The 15,274-nt window shown below is 69.4% G+C and carries 15 protein-coding genes; 11 read left to right on the forward strand and 4 right to left on the reverse strand.

The window, feature by feature from the left end:
- Positions 1-58 precede the first annotated feature (58 nt).
- Positions 59-775, reverse strand: a complete 717-nt coding sequence (locus tag ACFC14_RS07215; RefSeq protein ID WP_376102315.1) for a GntR family transcriptional regulator — start codon at positions 773-775, stop codon at positions 59-61.
- A gap of 138 nt (positions 776-913) precedes the next feature.
- Here ACFC14_RS07215 and ACFC14_RS07220 point away from each other — a divergent pair, with 138 nt between their 5' ends.
- The 8 genes from ACFC14_RS07220 (at position 914) to ACFC14_RS07255 (ending at position 10,264) form a co-directional block, all read left to right on the forward strand.
- Complete coding sequence (locus ACFC14_RS07220; protein ID WP_376102318.1) at positions 914-2,203, forward strand: ABC transporter substrate-binding protein; 1,290 nt, start codon at positions 914-916, stop codon at positions 2,201-2,203.
- Between the two features lie 10 nt (positions 2,204-2,213).
- Complete coding sequence (locus ACFC14_RS07225; RefSeq protein ID WP_376102321.1) at positions 2,214-3,185, forward strand: carbohydrate ABC transporter permease; 972 nt, start codon at positions 2,214-2,216, stop codon at positions 3,183-3,185.
- Positions 3,172-4,035, forward strand: a complete 864-nt coding sequence (locus ACFC14_RS07230) for a carbohydrate ABC transporter permease (protein ID WP_376102324.1) — start codon at positions 3,172-3,174, stop codon at positions 4,033-4,035. The genes ACFC14_RS07225 and ACFC14_RS07230 overlap by 14 nt, the downstream gene beginning before the upstream one ends.
- Positions 4,032-4,715: an N-acetylmannosamine-6-phosphate 2-epimerase gene (locus ACFC14_RS07235; RefSeq protein ID WP_376102327.1), complete on the forward strand. Its 684-nt coding sequence runs from the start codon at positions 4,032-4,034 to the stop codon at positions 4,713-4,715. The genes ACFC14_RS07230 and ACFC14_RS07235 overlap by 4 nt, the downstream gene beginning before the upstream one ends.
- Positions 4,712-5,644, forward strand: coding sequence for an ROK family protein (locus ACFC14_RS07240; protein ID WP_376102330.1), 933 nt, complete (start codon positions 4,712-4,714; stop codon positions 5,642-5,644). The genes ACFC14_RS07235 and ACFC14_RS07240 overlap by 4 nt, the downstream gene beginning before the upstream one ends.
- Before the next feature lie 68 nt (positions 5,645-5,712).
- Positions 5,713-6,345: a PadR family transcriptional regulator gene (locus ACFC14_RS07245; RefSeq protein ID WP_376102333.1), complete on the forward strand. Its 633-nt coding sequence runs from the start codon at positions 5,713-5,715 to the stop codon at positions 6,343-6,345.
- 45 nt (positions 6,346-6,390) lie between these two features.
- On the forward strand, positions 6,391-8,082 hold the full coding sequence (locus ACFC14_RS07250) for an ABC1 kinase family protein (RefSeq protein WP_376102336.1): 1,692 nt from the start codon (positions 6,391-6,393) through the stop codon (positions 8,080-8,082).
- Positions 8,083-8,230: 148 nt separating this feature from the next.
- Positions 8,231-10,264, forward strand: coding sequence for a BCCT family transporter (locus ACFC14_RS07255; RefSeq protein ID WP_376102339.1), 2,034 nt, complete (start codon positions 8,231-8,233; stop codon positions 10,262-10,264).
- 144 nt (positions 10,265-10,408) lie between these two features.
- On the opposite strand, the gene ACFC14_RS07260 is transcribed toward ACFC14_RS07255, so the two are convergent.
- Positions 10,409-11,968 (reverse strand): SDR family oxidoreductase, encoded by a 1,560-nt coding sequence (locus ACFC14_RS07260; RefSeq protein ID WP_376102342.1) that lies wholly within the window; start codon positions 11,966-11,968, stop codon positions 10,409-10,411.
- Positions 11,969-12,066: 98 nt separating this feature from the next.
- Between ACFC14_RS07260 and ACFC14_RS07265 the strand changes: the two genes are divergently transcribed.
- The 3 genes from ACFC14_RS07265 to ACFC14_RS07275 all read left to right on the forward strand — a co-directional run bounded on the left by ACFC14_RS07265 (position 12,067) and on the right by ACFC14_RS07275 (position 14,444).
- Complete coding sequence (locus ACFC14_RS07265; protein ID WP_376102345.1) at positions 12,067-13,290, forward strand: MFS transporter; 1,224 nt, start codon at positions 12,067-12,069, stop codon at positions 13,288-13,290.
- Positions 13,291-13,647: 357 nt separating this feature from the next.
- On the forward strand, positions 13,648-14,130 hold the full coding sequence (locus ACFC14_RS07270) for an SRPBCC domain-containing protein (protein ID WP_376102348.1): 483 nt from the start codon (positions 13,648-13,650) through the stop codon (positions 14,128-14,130).
- Positions 14,127-14,444, forward strand: a complete 318-nt coding sequence (locus tag ACFC14_RS07275) for a metalloregulator ArsR/SmtB family transcription factor (protein WP_308737263.1) — start codon at positions 14,127-14,129, stop codon at positions 14,442-14,444. Before ACFC14_RS07270 ends, ACFC14_RS07275 begins: the two co-directional genes overlap by 4 nt.
- A 3-nt stretch (positions 14,445-14,447) precedes the next feature.
- On the opposite strand, the gene ACFC14_RS07280 is transcribed toward ACFC14_RS07275, so the two are convergent.
- Together ACFC14_RS07280 and ACFC14_RS07285 are read right to left on the reverse strand one after the other, a co-directional pair.
- Entirely contained in the window at positions 14,448-14,999 is a 552-nt protein-coding gene (locus tag ACFC14_RS07280; protein WP_376102352.1) for a MarR family winged helix-turn-helix transcriptional regulator, read from the reverse strand.
- Entirely contained in the window at positions 14,999-15,241 is a 243-nt protein-coding gene (locus ACFC14_RS07285) for a hypothetical protein (RefSeq protein WP_376102355.1), read from the reverse strand. Before ACFC14_RS07285 ends, ACFC14_RS07280 begins: the two co-directional genes overlap by 1 nt.
- Between the last annotated feature and the right edge of the window lie 33 nt (positions 15,242-15,274).

The following is a 15,274-nucleotide window of genomic DNA, read 5'->3' on the forward strand; positions in this document are numbered from 1 at the left end:
CTTTCGTCGAGAGAGTTCGGGGGTTCGAGGGGGTTCGGGTGGCGATTCGGGAACGTGTTCAGGGGCGCGAGATGGAGACCAGGTACGAGTAGCGGTCGCCGCGGTACACCGACTCGGCGTACTCGAGCGGACGGCTGCGGGCGTCGTAGGTCGTGCGCTTGACGAGGAACGCGGGCGAGAACGGGGGCGTCTGCAGTGCCGCCGCCTGCTCCTCGTCGAGCACGACCGCGTGGATCTCCTGGTCGGCGCGGACGGCCGAGATGCCGAAGCGCGAACGCAGATCCTCGTAGAGCGAGTCGCCGACGATGCCGTCTTCGAGGCCCGGCACCGCGTCGGCGGCGATCGAGCAGACCTCGAGGCAGATCGGGATGTCGTCGGCCGTGCGCACGCGGCGGATGCGGACCACGGGCGACTGCGGGCTGAGGTTCAGCGCGTACCCGGCGGTCTGTCCGGCGGATGCCGTGCCGACGTCGACCGACAGCGAACCGGGCCGCATGTTGCGGGTGTGCATGTCTTCCGAGAACGAGGTGAGCTCGAAGGCCTTGCTGATGCGGGACGCGCTCACGAAGGTGCCGGCGCCCTGCAGCCGGTAGACCAGCCCGTCGCGCTCCAGCTCGTCGAGGGCGCGCCGCACGGTCTGGCGGTTGACCTCGAGCGATTCGGCGAGGTCGCGCTCGGTCGGCAGCTTCTCGTGCGGGGCGAGCCCCTGCTGGATGACCTCTTCCAGATGCCGTCGCACCCGCTCGTGCTTCGTCACGCCTTCGATCGACGACATGCCCACCCCTCCGGTCTGCCCATTTGGACTAACCCAATCTTGACGATCACTCGCAGATGTGTCAATGTCTGTTCTCAGCGGTTCCGAATTGGTCTATTCCAATCCTTTTGCAAGGTCAATGATGAGCGGAGAACTCCCATGCACACGAAGCAGCACATGCGCCGGCGCGCCCTGATCGCCGGTGCCCTGACAACAGCCACGGTCGCAGCCCTCACCGGATGCGGTGCGGGAGCCGGCGACGCCGATGGCCCGACCGAGATCACCTTCTCGTACCTCTGGGGCGGCGAAGAGGCCAAGGCGCTCGAAGAGATCATCGCCGACTTCAACGACAGCCAGGACGAGATCGTCGTCAAGGGCGTCTCCAGTCCCGACACCCAGAAGCAGCTGACCTCGATGTCGTCTTCGAACGGGTCGTTCGACATCTCCGACAACTTCGGCAACACGGTCGGCGCGTGGGCCTCGAAGGGCATCCTTGCGCCGCTCGACGAGGCGATCGCGGCCGAGGGCATCGAGGTCGACGACTTCATCCCCAGCGCCATGGAGCAGATGACGTACGACGGCAAGATCTACTCGTTGCCGATCGCCACCCACAGCTTCCAGCTGCTCTACAACACGCAGCTGCTCGAAGAGGCCGGCGTGACCCCGCCGACCACCATGGACGAGCTCGCCGCCGCGATCGAGAAGCTGACCGTGGTCGACGGATCCGGCAAGATCACGCAGCTCGGTCTCGGCTCGGCCAACGACAGCACGACCCTGACCACCCTCGGCTACGCGTTCGGCGGCAGCTGGGACGGCGAAGACGGTCCGACCCCGGCCGAAGACGGCAACCTCGAAGCCCTGCAGTGGTACCAGGACAACGTGATCGAGCCGGTCGGCGCCCAGGCCATGGCGACCTTCGTCTCCGGGCAGGGCGAGTACCTCTCGGCGCAGGACCCGTTCTTCAGCGGCAAGGTCGCGATGATCATCGACGGCGAATGGCGTTCGGCCTCGGCCGCCAAGATCGCCCCGGAGTTCGAGTGGGGCGTCACCGCGATCCCGGCCGCCTCGCCGGAGCTCGAGAACAGCACGCAGGTGACCGCCAGCACGCTCTTCATCCCCGCGAACTCGAAGCACAAGGAGGAGGCGGCGACCTTCCTCGCCTACCTCGTCAGCGAGGAGCCGATGGAGAAGTTCGCCGTCGCGCTCGGCAACCTGCCCGGGCGCACGTCGCTCGCCGGCAGCGCCGCCTTCGACAGCCTCCAGGACTTCGGAGTGTGGGCCGATGCGGCATCCTCCCCGAACGCGAAGTCGCTCGCGAGCCTTCCGTACAGCGCCGAGTACGCCACCGACCTCGCCACCGCCTTCGATGAGGTCGTCCGTCTCACGGCGACCCCTGAAGAGGCGATCGCGACGGTCGAGGAGCGCATGGCCAACTACTCGACGAAGTGATCGAAGCTCCGTGACCACTGCAACAGCGCGCCGGGTCCGGCAGGAGAACGCTCCTGTCGGGCCCGGCGGTCGCGCCCCGCGGCGGCGCCGCACCCGTCGGTCGACCCTGATCGGCCTCGCATTCGCGTCGCCGTTCATCGTCGGCTTCCTGTTCCTCTTCGCCTACCCGATCGCTGCGTCGGCGTATTACAGCTTCACCGACTTCAACCTGTTCCAGTCACCGGAGTGGGTGGGGCTGTCCAACTACGTGCAGATGTTCAACGACGGCGTCTTCTGGAAGTCGCTCGCGAACACCGCCGTCCTCACGGTCTTCGGCGTTCCGCTCGCGATCGGCATCGCCCTCGCGGGTGCGCACCTGCTGAACACCCCGGTGCGAGGTCAGCCGCTCTATCGGGCGCTCGTCTACCTGCCCTCGATCGTCCCCGTCGTCGTCGGCGGCTACCTGTGGCGCTGGCTGCTCAACGCCCAGTACGGCTTCGTGAACTACTTCCTGTCCTGGTTCGGCATCGAGGGGCCGGCCTGGTTGCAGGAGCCCGAGTGGACCAAGCCCGCCATCATCCTGATGTCGCTGTGGACCGTCGGCGGCACCATGATCATCTACCTCGCCGCCCTTCAGGAGGTGCCGAAGGAGCTCTACGAGGCCGCCGAACTGGATGGCGCGGGTATGTGGCGCCGCTTCACCAGCGTCACCTGGCCGACCGTCTCGCCGGTCACCCTGTTCCAGGTGATCGTGAGCATCATCGGCTTCCTGCAGATCTTCACGCAGCCGTACATCCTGTCGCAGGAACGGCTGAATCAGGCCGGTTCCGGCCCCGGGCAGTCGATGCTGTCGTACGCGATGTACCTGTATCAGAACGCGTTCGTGTTCCTGAAGATGGGGTACGCGTCGGCCATGGCCTGGACCCTGTTCATCATCACGCTGGTCGTGAGCCTGATCGTGCTCGCGACCTCGAGGAAGTGGGTGCACGATGGCACACGCTGACATCGCCGTCCGCAAGCGTCCGCGGCGGGTGCGCCGCACGATGCGCCGAGTCCGGCAGCAGGTCTCGGTCGCGCTTCTCGCGCTGCTGTTCCTCTTCCCGCTGCTGGTGATGCTGTCGACCGCGTTCAAGACCCCGGGCGACGTGTTCTCCTCGCCGCCGTCGCTGCTGCCGACCGACTGGACGATGGACAACTTCGCCGAGGCGTTCGAGCAGATCCCGGTGTGGCGCTACCTCGGGAACACCCTGTTCGTGTCGGGCATGAGCATCCTCGGCACGGTCATCTCGTGCCCGCTCGTGGCCTACGCGCTGGCCAAGGTGCGCTGGCGCGGTTCCCGCCCGCTGCTCATCCTGGTGCTGGCCACCATGATGCTCCCGCCGCAGGTCACCCTCATTCCCCTGTTCCTCGTGTGGAACGGGCTCGAGGCGACCAACACGTATCTGCCGCTGATCGTCCCCGCGTTCCTCGGCACGCCGTTCTTCATCTTCATGATCCGGCAGTTCCTGCTCGCGGTGCCGGACGAGCTGATCGAGGCCGCGCGTCTGGACGGAGCCTCCGAGTTCCGCACCTACGCGACGATCGTGCTGCCGTTGGCACGGCCGGCTATCGTGACCGCCGCGATCTTCCAGTTCGTGTGGGCGTGGACCGACTTCCTCAACCCCCTCATCTATCTGAACGACGAGTCCACCTATACGCTTTCGATCGGCCTGTACGCCTTCTTCGGGGAGAACGACGTGGCCTGGGGGCCGCTGATGGCCGCCTGCGTCATGTTCACCCTTCCGGCCGTGGTGATCTTCCTGATCGGTCAGAAGTTCTTCATCGGCGGCGCCAGCGCAGGAGCTCTCAAATGACGCATGACCCTCTCGAATTCATCACCGGACGCCTGATCGCCTCGGTGCAGGCGCAATCGGGAAGCCCCGTGCGCGACACGGAGGTGATCGCGGCGCTCGCCGAGTCGGCGCTGCTCGGCGGGGCGAGCGGTCTGCGGCTCAACGGCCCGGACGACATCCGGCGCATGCGTTCGTCGACGAGCGCGCCCATCATCGGACTGCACAAGGTCTTCAACGGCGTGCGCAACGTGATCACCCCCGACGTCGCGCTGGCGCTCGGGCTCGCGGGTGCGGGGGCGGACATCATCGCGGTGGATGCCACGGTCGAGCAGCTGGGGGAGAGATTCGATCTGCTGCGCGACATCGCGGATGCGACCGGGCGTCCGGTGATGGCCGACGTCTCCACCCTCGACGAGGGGCTGCGCGCCCGGGAGGCCGGAGCGGCTGTGATCGGCACCACCCTCTCGGGATACACGCCGCACTCGGTGCGCAGGGAGGGGCCGGACCTGCAGCTGGTCGCGGATCTCGTCGCCGCCGGCATCCCGACCATCGCCGAGGGGCGGTATCAGACGCCCGAGCAGGTCCGTCAGGCCTTCGATGCCGGTGCGCTCGCCGTGGTGGTCGGCGGGGCGATCACGGATCCGATCGCGATCACACGACGCTTCGTCGAGGTGACCCCCGCGGTTCGGAGCCCCGCATGATCGTGGGCGTCGACATCGGCGGCACGAAGATCGCGGTCGCCGGCTTCGAGCGCGACGCCGACCGGCTCGTCCGGGCGACCGGGGTGCGCACGATCGCCACACCGTCTCGAGCGGGTGGTCCCGTCATCGTGCAGGCGGTGGTGGATGCCGTGGTCGAGGTGTGCGGCGCTGCAACGCTCGACGCGGTCGGCGTCGGGACGGCAGGGGTCGTCGGGCCGGATGGAGTGATCACCTCGGCCACGGACGCCATCAGCGGCTGGGTCGGGTTCCGGCTGCGGCGTGCCCTCGCGGATGCTCTCGGGGTGCCGGTGGAGGTTGTCAACGACGTGCACGCAGCGGCAGTCGCTGAGGCCGAGGAGGGCGCAGGACGCGGGGCGGACACGATGCTGATGGTCGCGGTCGGCACCGGCATCGGCGGGGCGGTGGTGCTGCCGGACGGATTGCGCCGCGGGTTCACCGGAACGGCGGGCTCGGTCGGGCACATGGAGATCGCGCTGCCCCCGCACCTCGCAGAGCGCCGGTGCCCGTGCGGTGGCTTCGGCCATGTCGAGGCAGTCGCCTCCGGACCGGGCCTGGAGCAGACCTTCTTCGAGGAGACCGGGGTGCGCCTCTCCCTCCGCGAGGTGCACGCGGCGGCTCTGGACGGAGACGGGGTGGCCGAACGGGTGATCCGCGACGGCGCCCGCTACCTCGGCCGCGCCCTCGCGAGCGCGAGCGCTGCTCTCGACGTGGAGGTGATCGTCGTCGGCGGAGGGGTCGCCGAGATCGGCGGGAGCTATCTGTCCGAGGTGGCGCGCGCCCATCGCGCGGCCGCGATGCCGGGGCCTTCGCGGGCACGCGTGGTGCCGGCGAAGCTCGGGATCGATGCCGCACTCACGGGAGCTGCGCTGATCGGCGCCGCCCGAGCGGAGGACGCGCTTCCGTCCTGAAACTCACACCCCACCTTCAGCCTGAACGACATATCGTTGAGTATCGTTCAACCCAGCAGGAGGTCATCATGAACAACGCATTCCCCTCCAACCCGTTCGGCGGCAACAGCGGCTCCGGGAACAACGGCGGCCCCGGCGGCCTCTTCGGCGGCGGCGGCTTCGGCACGGGCCCCGGCGGTCCGGCATCCGCGATCTTCGAAGCGATGGACCAGCTCCGCAAGTCGTTCGAGCCCCGCCCGTCCGGCGGCTCGCGCATGGCCCGCGGCGATGTGCGCACGGCCGTGCTCTCCCTGCTCGCCGAGAAGCCGATGCACGGCTACCAGATCATCAACGAGATCGCCGAGCGCAGCGGCGGCACCTGGAAGCCCAGCGCTGGTTCCGTATACCCGACGCTGCAGCTGCTCGCCGATGAAGGACTCATCGAAGCCGAGGAGCAGAACGGCCGCAAGACCTACTCGCTCACCGAGGCCGGCCGTGCGGTCGCCGACGAGAGCTCCGAGACCCCGGCTCCCTGGGAGTCGTCGGGCAAGGACGGCAACCGCGACAACGCCCGCTTCAGCGCCCTGCCCAAGGCGGGCGTCGACCTCGCCGCCGCGGCAGCGCAGGTCGGTCGCAGTGGTTCGCCCGAGCAGGTGCAGCAGACCATCGAGATCCTCGACGAAGCCCGCCGTAGGCTGTACTCGATCCTCGCGCAGGACTGACCGCACAGTGCGGCATCGGGTGAGGGCCTGCGAGAGGACCACGCGATGACGGATGCCGCGGCACAGGGCGCGCACCGCGCCAGGTACCGCCGCATCGTGTCGTTCGCGGGCCGCGAGTTCCTGAAGATCTGGTGGTTCGAGCTCGTCCTCCCGCGTTTCGGCATGAGCCGGATCTGCGAGCGCACACGAGGGCAGCGGATGCAGACGTTCGCGCGTCGCTTCCATGCGCTCGCGGTGGAGCTCGGCGGCCTCATGATCAAGGTCGGGCAGTTCATGTCGTCGCGCCTCGACGTGCTGCCGCCCGAGATCACGAAAGAGCTCGAGGGTCTGCAGGACGAGGTTCCGGCCGTGCCGACCGCGGCCATCCGCGCGCTCGCCGAAGCCGAACTCGGCATCCCGCTCGAGCGCGCGTACGCGTGGTTCGACGACACCCCGGTCGCGGCGGCATCCCTCGGCCAGGTGCATCGGGCCCGGCTCTCCGAGCTCGACGCCGCCGACACCGGCCTCGACCAGGTCGTGGTCAAGGTGCAGCGTCCGGGCATCGACGGGATCGTCGCGGTCGACCTCGCCGCACTCCGTCGGGTCGCGCGCTGGCTGACCCGTGTGCGCATCGTCGCCGATCGTGTCGACGCCCCCGCGCTCGTCGAGGAGTTCGCCGCGACCAGCCTCGAGGAGATCGACTACCTGCACGAGGCCGCGAGCGCCGAGCGGTTCCGCGAGAACTTCGCCGATGACCCGCGCGTGGCCGCTCCGGAGATCGTGTGGGAGCGGTCGACTCGCCGCGTGCTCACCCTCTCCGACGTCACCGCGATCAAGATCAACGACACGGATGCGCTGCGTGCCGCCGGCATCGACCCGTCCGAGGTGGCCGCCGTATTCGCCGAGGTCATGTTCGACCAGGTGTTCACGCACAGCTTCGTGCACGCCGACCCGCACCCCGGCAACATCTTCGTGACGCCCGTCGCCTCGGTGCCCGGGGGATTCCAGCTCACGTTCATCGACTTCGGGATGATGGCCGAGGTGCCGGACAGCCTCCGCGATGGGCTGCGCACCCTCCTCATCGCGGTCGCCGGGCGCGACAGCCGCGGACTCGTCGCCGCCGCGCAGGAGATCGGTGTGCTGCTCCCTTCGGCCGACACCAATGAGCTCGAACGAGCCCTGACCGCGCTGTTCGCCCGCTTCGGCGGCATGGGATTCGCAGAGCTGAGCAAGGTCGATCCGCGGGAGTTCCGCGACTTCGCCGAGGAGTTCGGTGACATGGTGCGCTCGCTCCCGCTGCAGCTGCCCGAGAACATGCTCCTGCTCATCCGCGCGGTCTCGCTGACGTCGGGCATGTGCAGCGGACTCGATCCGGCGTTCAACGTGTGGGATGCCGCGGAACCCTACGCCGGACGCCTGCTGCGCGACGAGAGCGGCAACATCGTGCAGGCCTTCGCGACGCAGGCGATGGACACGATGAGCACCACCTGGCAGCTGCCCGGACGCATCGACCGGATCATCACCCGCATCGACGACGGCAACGTGTCGTTCGACACCTCGCGTCTGGAGCGGCGCCTCGACCGTCTCGAGGGCATCGCGCGCCGCATCGCCTCGGGGGTGCTGTTCGCGGCGATGCTCGTCGGCGGGGCGCTGCTCGTCCCCTCGCTGCCTCCGCTGGGCATTACCCTGATCTGCGTCTCGGCTCTGCCGCTGCTGCACTCCGTGTTCGCCGGCGTCGGTCGCCGCGGCCCGCGCTGACCTCGGCCGCGGTCGATCCGGCACGCCCGGGAAACCCGGACCATCCGGCATCCGCGCGGCGCGTCGAGCCCCGACGCGCCGCGGATCGCTCCGTTGGCCTGGGTTCTCGCACCACGGGCGGGTATCGCGCGTGACAGGATGGTGTGCCATGGAGACCCCTGACGAGAAGCCGCCCGCACGCTCCGCAGGAAGCACCCCCCAGCGCCCGCGTACGGATGCCGTCGGCACGGGCGTGAACCGCCTCCCGGCCAAAGCCACCGAGGCCGCCAAGAAGATCGTCCGCGACATCGCCGCCGTCCCGCCGCGCAGCGTGCACCCGGCCCTCGTGCCCGGCGTCTCAGTCGAGGAGACCGGCCGCACCTACCGCACCGACCCGCTCGTGTTCGGCGTCGCGGTCGCCCTCACCGTGGCCTTCATCGCCTGGGGTGTCTTCGCCGGCGACAACCTCTCCGGCACCACCACGGCCGTGCTCGGCTGGGTGGTGGAGTACTTCGGATTCTTCTTCACGACCATCGCCACGGTCATCCTGGTGTTCATGCTGTTCGTCGGTTTCAGCCGCTACGGGCGCATCCCTCTCGGCCGCGACGACGAAGAGCCCGAGTACTCGATGTTCTCGTGGATCTCGATGCTCTTCGCCGCCGGCATGGGCATCGGCCTGGTGTTCTGGGGTGCGGCCGAGCCGCTGACCTTCTTCGAGAACCCACCGCCGGGAACCGTCGAGGCGAACACCCTCGACGCGATGCACACGGCGCAGACGCAGGTGCTGTACCACTGGGGCCCCCAGGCGTGGGCGTTCTACGCACTCGTCGGCGGTGCCATCGCCTACGGCGCCTACCGCCGCGGACGCACCCCGCTCATCTCCTCGATCTTCGCCCCGCTGCTGGGTGAGGGCCGCACGACCGGACCCCTCGGCCGCACGATCGACATCTTCTCGATCATCGTCACCCTGTTCGGAACGGCGGCATCCCTGGGCCTCGGCGCCCTGCAGATCGGGCACGGCGTCGAGATCGTCAGCGGCGCCGGTCCGCTCGGCAACGGCATCCTCATCGCGGTCATCGCCGTGCTCACCGCGTGCTTCATCGCCTCGGCGGTCTCGGGCGTCTCGAAGGGCATCCGGGCGCTGTCGAACATCAACGCCGTCGTCGCCCTGCTGCTGGCGTTCTTCGTGTTCTTCGTCGGACCGACGCTGCTCATCCTCAACGTGATCCCCTCGGTCGCGGTGCAGTTCATCGGGGACCTGCCGCAGATGATCGGCCGCTCGGCGTCGCAGGGCGAGGCGGCGCAGACGTTCCTGTCGAGCTGGACGATCTTCTACTGGGCGTGGTGGATCTCGTGGTCGCCGTTCGTCGGCATGTTCATCGCGAAGATCTCGCGCGGCCGGAGCCTCCGCCAGTTCGTGTCCGTGGTCATCGTCGTGCCCTCGGTCATCTCGCTCATCTGGTTCGCGATCTTCGGCACCACGGCGATCCAGCAGCAGATGGACGGTGCGAACCTCGCCGTCGACCCGCCGGAGGAAGTGCTGTTCGGCGTGCTCGAGAACCTGCCGTTCCCGCTGATCACGAGCATCGTGCTCATCCTGCTGATCGCGATCTTCTTCGTCACCGGCGCGGATTCCGCCTCCCTCGTGATGGGCACGCTCTCGCAGCAGGGCCGCCCGGAACCCGCACGCTGGGTCGCGGTCGTCTGGGGCGTGCTGGTCGGTGTGATCGCGGCCGTGCTGCTCGTCACCGGCGAGGAGGGGAGCGGCCTCAAGTCCCTGCAGAACGTGACGATCATCGCCGCGCTGCCGTTCGCGATCATCATGGGGTTCATGATGATCGCGTTCATGAAGGATCTGCGGCGGGATCCGCTGATCCTGCGCGACCGCTACGCCCGCGCCGCCGTGCGTCACAGCGTCATGTCGGGGCTGGAGGAATACGGCGACGACTTCGCGCTCGTGCCCGTCGAGTACGACCACTCCGAGGACGACCTTGCCTGGATCGACGAGTCGACCGTCGACGACAGTCTCGCCGAGGTCTACGAGGCAGCCACCGAGGCGATCGACATCATCCCGCCGGCCGAGGTGGGTGCCGTGGTCGACGCGGCGCTGGACGACGCGGCGCTGGACGACGCGGCGGATTCGGCTGCAGAGTCGGCGGCGGATTCGGCGGCGGATGCGCAGGAGCGGCCCCGCGCGGACTGATCCGCTCGCGAGGCGCGCGCGAGATCAGGCGATCCTGCGAGAACAGGCGGATTCATCGGGAATCGGCCTGAATCGGCGGGATCGCCTGATCCCGCCCGCCCAACCCGCCCAACACGCCCAACCCGCCCAACACGCCCGGGGGTGCTAGGAGTTCTCGGCCGTGCGGGTGATGCGCGATGCCATGCTGGCGAAGATCAGTCCGTGGAAGGGCAGCACCGCGAGCCAGTACAGGCGTCCGGTGAGCCCGCGCGGGAAGAAGATCGCCCGCTGCTCGTAGCGCGCGCCCGCGGCTTCGGGGAGTGCGCGAAGTTCGAGCCAGGCCTCACCGGGCACCTTCATCTCGGCGCGGAGACGCAGCAGTCCACCGCTCGCCGGCGACGACTCGGTCGCAGCTCCCGGCTCTTCGACCGCTTCGACGCGCCAGAAGTCGATCGCGTCGCCCACGCGGGCGACGGTCTGACTGCGGCGGCCCCGTCGCAGTCCCACCCCGCCGACCACGCGGTCCATCAGCCCGCGCACCGCCCACAGGAACCGTGACGAGTACCACCCGTTCGTGCCGCCGATGCCCAGGATCACCGGCCACAGCCGGTCGACGGATGCCGAGGTGACGAGCGTGCGGGCATCGGTGAAGACGGTGCGACCCGCCCAGTCCGGGTCGCTCGGCAGCGGATCGCTGGGAGCGCCCGAGACCTCGGAATCCTGCCAGCTCGTCTCGATCGCGTCGGCATCGACCCGGCCCAGCGCCAGGTCGACGGCTCGCCGATACGGCGTCAGGCCGCCCTCCGGCTGCGGGATCAGCTCGTCGACCGCGTGGTCCTTCATGATGCACTCGTTCTGCAGCGAAGCGACGAGTGGCCGAGCGATCGAGCGCGGCACGGGCGTCACGAGGTTCACCCAGTGCGAGGCGAGCCCCGGCGTGAGCACCGGCAGCGCGGCGATGGCCCGCTGGGGGAGACCGGCCTCGACCGCGTAGCCGTTCATCATCTGCCCGTAGCGCAGCACGTCGGGTCCGCCGATGTCGACCGCGCGGTTCACGTCGGCGTCGACCCGGGCCGCGCCGAGCAGATAGTGCAGCACGTCACGCACGGCGATCGGCTGGATGCGGTTGCGCACCCACTTCGGCGCCGGCATGTACGGCAGCACATCGGTGAGGTGCCGGATCATCTCGAACGAGGCCGACCCCGATCCGATCACGACACCCGCCTGCAGCACGAGCGTCGGCACGCCGGAGCGCAGGAAGATCTCGCCCACGTGCACGCGGGAGCGCAGATGCGGAGAGAGTTTCGCGTCATCCGGATGCAGCCCGCCGAGGTACACGATGCGCCGCGCACCCGCACGGGCCGCGGCCTCGGCCACCGTCGTCGCCGCGCGCTCGTCGCTCTCCTCGAAGCCCTTGCCGGCGGTCATCGAGTGGATCAGGTAGTACACGACGTCGACGTCGTCCATGGCTGCGGCCACGGCATCCGCATCGTCGGCCGAGCCCTCGACGATCTCGCAGTCGGGACCCCAGGGGAACGACGCCGCGCGGGCGGCGTCGCGCGCCAGTACCCGCACCCGGTAGCCGGCGTTCAGCAGCCGCGGGGTCAGTCGCCCGCCGACATATCCGGTCGCGCCCAGCACGAGCGCGCGCGGCGCCGATCCGTCGTCGCGGGGGAAGGCGCGCAGCGCCTCTTCGCGGCCGGTGGGTTGGGTGAGTTGAGCCATGGGTCGAGAGTACGACCGGGAGCGGGTGGCGGGTACGGGGTTGTGGCGATGAGCGGGTGCGGATATGGAGTGCGCGCCGTGCCGTTACGATCGTAGACATGGCTTCAATCGAATCGATTCGACGACCGGCTCCGGACCGGGCGTCCCGGCGCGCGCGCATCGCCGTCTCCGCCCTGTTCCTGACCAACGGGGCGCTGTTCGCGAACATCCTGCCGCGCTACCCGGAGATCAAGGCCGGGCTCGGGCTCGACAACCTCGGCTACGGCTTCGCGATCGCCGCCTTCCCCGCGGGCGCGATCGCCGCGGGGCTTCTCGCCGCCGTGCTCATCCGTCGGTTCGGCTCGGCGCGCGTCGCGGTGATCGGCACCGTGCTCACGAGCATCGGACTGCTGTCGGCCGCGCTCGCGCCCTCGGGCGTGCTGTTCGCCGTGGCGCTGTTCCTCGGCGGAGCATCCGACGCCATCACGGATGTCGCACAGAACGCGCACGGCCTCCGCGTGCAGCGGCGCTACGGGCGGTCGATCATCAACGGCTTCCATGCCATCTGGTCGATCGGCGCCGTGATCGGCGGAGCGATGGCCGCCGTCGCGATCGCGCTGCAGCTGCCGCCGGGTGTGCACCTCGGCATCTCGACCGCCGTGTTCGCGACCGTCGCCCTCGTGGCCCTGCGGTTCTGCCTCCCTGGCCGCGACGACGAGTCCGAGCCGGATGCCGTCGCCGAGCCGACTGAGGTGACGGGGGCGCTGCGTCGTCACGTGACCCCGCGCACCGTGATCGCGATCATCGCGCTCACCCTCATCGCGATGGCCGGAGCCGTCGCCGAAGATGCGGGCAACTCCTGGGCGACCCTGTACCTCGCCGACTCGCTGGGGGCTGCCGCGGCGATCGCCCCGCTCGGCTTCATCGCCCTGGTCGGCGCGCAGTTCATCGGCCGGATGCTCGGCGACCCGCTCACCGACCGGTTCGGGCAGCGCTGGGTCGCACGGGTGGGCGGCATCATCGCGGCGGTGGGCATGACGCTCGCGCTCGCCTTCCCGACCGTTCCGGGTACGATCCTCGGGTTCGCCGCGGTCGGCTTCGGCATCGCGACCCTCATCCCCGCGGCGATGCATGCCGCCGACGAGTTGCCGGGGCTGCGGGCGGGCGTCGGGCTCACGGTCGTGTCGTGGCTGCTGCGCCTCGGGTTCCTGCTCTCGCCGCCGTTCGTCGGGTACATCGCCGAGACCCAGAGCCTGCGCGCCGGGCTGCTCGTCGCCCCGGTCGCCGCCCTCGTCGCCGTGCTGCTCGCCGGGTTCCTGGAGAAGCGCCGCCCGCGGGACTAGCCCCCGGCATCCGTCCCGTCCCGGCTTGGCCCGTCCCGGCATCCGTCCCGTCCCGACATCCGTCTGCCCCCGGCATCCGCCCGTCGCGCTGCATCCGTCTGTCGCGCTGTACGGATGTCGGACGGATGCACGGATGCAGGACGGATCTGCGGCGTTTCGTCCTGCGGATGTGAAATCTCCCGACAAGTGGACCGGATGCCGGGGCCGTTGCCGGGGCGGATGCCGGACGGATGCCGGGACCGGTGCCGGGACGGATGCACATATCTGCAACTCGGGGGTTGCGACACGGCGCCCAGTGTGCAACTCTGGAGTTGCAGTTGGCCGACCGGCCAGCACGAAATCCCGAAAGGACCCATCATGGTGAACATGACCCACAACGAGGCATCCGTCGTCGACGAGGAGACCTTCTCCGTGCGGCGCAGCATCCAGATCGCGGCGCCCATCGAGAAGGTGTGGCGGGCGGTCGCCGAGCCCGAGCACGTCTCCCGCTGGTTCGGGCGCACTGTGCTCGACGGCACCGGTGTGGGCGCGACCGGCACGATGACGTTCCCCGACTACGACGTGATCCCCCTGCGTGTCGAGGAACACGACGAGCCGCGGCGAATCACCTACCGCTGGAACAACGACGATGCCCTCGGGAAGCTCCCGGATGCGATCGACGAGGCGACCTCGACCGTCTTCACCTTCACGCTCGAAGAGGCCGACGGCGGCACGCGGCTCACGGTCGTCGAGAGCGGCTTCGAGCGCACGTCCGACCCGCGCGCCAACCTCGAGTCGCACCGCACGGGCTGGGACCTGGAGCTCGACAAGATGGTGGCCCTGGTGGAAGGCGAAGCGTGACCACAGAGACCCTGCTGCCCATGTTCGCGGCGCTCGCGGACGAGACGCGCTGGAGCATCCTGACGGCTCTCGGCGAGGGGGACGCCTCGGCATCCGCCCTCGCCGGGCGCCTTCCGGTGTCTCGGCAGGCCATCGCGAAGCACCTGGCCGTGCTGCAGGAGGTCGGTCTGGTCGAGCCCGTGCGCGTCGGCCGCGAGGTGCGCTTCCGCGTCGTCGGCGCCGAGCTCTCCGCCACCGCGGCGAAGCTCGACGTGATCGGACGCGAGTGGGACCGCCGCCTCGCCGCGATCAAGGAGATCGCGGAAGGCCTGTAGGCCTCACTCCGCCTCGGGCCCCGCCTGGTCGCGGATCACGTCGCGCAGCTCCTCGTCGAGGTCGGAGGCCTCTTCGATGGCGGCGGTCATCCCGGCGAGGAACCGCGTGACGACGGCTCGCTCCTGGTCGGAGAGCTCATCGACGAGAGCCAGCATGCGGTGGTGCATCGCGCCGAGCGTGGCCCGGACCTCTTCATCGCTGCTCACGGTCGGAACGACGACTCCGGCCCGCCGATCGGTGGGGTGCGCCTCGCGGCGGACATGGCCGCCCTTCTCGAGCCGGTCGATGAGGGTGGTGGTCGACGCGGTCGAGATGCTGAGGGTCCGGGCGAGATCGATCGCTCGCACGATCCGGCCGGCGCGCTGCTCCCGCAGGAGGAATCGCAGGGCCAGGAGGTCGGTCTCGTTCATGCCCATCGAGATGCGGGTGCGCTCGCGCATCGCGGTCTCGGCGGCACGGTAGCGGCGCAGGAGGTTCAGCACGTCGATGGTGCTCGCGCTCTCGCCGTCGGGGTACCAATATCCGGAGCGGGCATGGTCCTGAGGCTCGGCCATCACGCCACCCCCTCTCCGTCGTCGAGGGCGCGCGCCGTGCTGAGTTCGAGCATCTCGATCGCGCCCGTCGCCACCTCGGCGGGGACGACGAGGAGGAACCCGCCGGTGATGGCGTCGTTCTCTGCCTCGATGATGCGCGCGATGCGGTCCCGGGAGACGCCGGGGAACTGCGCGTGGAGGTGGTCGAGCAGCTCGGCGAAGCCGATGTACCGCTCGTCTGTGAGGTCTATGGGCTCGACCATGACGTCCCTTCTCGTCGTGATTCCATCTTCTCA

This window comes from Microbacterium sp. NPDC055988, from assembly GCF_042269505.1.
In the GTDB taxonomy this organism is placed as follows: Bacteria; Actinomycetota; Actinomycetes; order Actinomycetales; family Microbacteriaceae; genus Microbacterium.

Excerpts from the sequence above, each read along its gene's own strand:
- ACFC14_RS07215 (WP_376102315.1), bottom strand. The coding sequence starts at position 775 with ATGTCGTCGATCGAAGGCGTGACGAAGCACGAGCGGGTGCGACGGCAT.
- ACFC14_RS07220 (WP_376102318.1), top strand. The coding sequence starts at position 914 with ATGCACACGAAGCAGCACATGCGCCGGCGCGCCCTGATCGCCGGTGCC.
- ACFC14_RS07230 (WP_376102324.1), top strand. The coding sequence starts at position 3,172 with ATGGCACACGCTGACATCGCCGTCCGCAAGCGTCCGCGGCGGGTGCGC.
- ACFC14_RS07235 (WP_376102327.1), top strand. The coding sequence starts at position 4,032 with ATGACGCATGACCCTCTCGAATTCATCACCGGACGCCTGATCGCCTCG.
- ACFC14_RS07240 (WP_376102330.1), top strand. The coding sequence starts at position 4,712 with ATGATCGTGGGCGTCGACATCGGCGGCACGAAGATCGCGGTCGCCGGC.
- ACFC14_RS07245 (WP_376102333.1), top strand. The coding sequence starts at position 5,713 with ATGAACAACGCATTCCCCTCCAACCCGTTCGGCGGCAACAGCGGCTCC.
- ACFC14_RS07250 (WP_376102336.1), top strand. The coding sequence starts at position 6,391 with ATGACGGATGCCGCGGCACAGGGCGCGCACCGCGCCAGGTACCGCCGC.
- ACFC14_RS07255 (WP_376102339.1), top strand. The coding sequence starts at position 8,231 with ATGGAGACCCCTGACGAGAAGCCGCCCGCACGCTCCGCAGGAAGCACC.
- ACFC14_RS07260 (WP_376102342.1), bottom strand. The coding sequence starts at position 11,968 with ATGGCTCAACTCACCCAACCCACCGGCCGCGAAGAGGCGCTGCGCGCC.
- ACFC14_RS07265 (WP_376102345.1), top strand. The coding sequence starts at position 12,067 with ATGGCTTCAATCGAATCGATTCGACGACCGGCTCCGGACCGGGCGTCC.
- ACFC14_RS07270 (WP_376102348.1), top strand. The coding sequence starts at position 13,648 with ATGGTGAACATGACCCACAACGAGGCATCCGTCGTCGACGAGGAGACC.
- ACFC14_RS07280 (WP_376102352.1), bottom strand. The coding sequence starts at position 14,999 with ATGGCCGAGCCTCAGGACCATGCCCGCTCCGGATATTGGTACCCCGAC.
- ACFC14_RS07285 (WP_376102355.1), bottom strand. The coding sequence starts at position 15,241 with ATGGTCGAGCCCATAGACCTCACAGACGAGCGGTACATCGGCTTCGCC.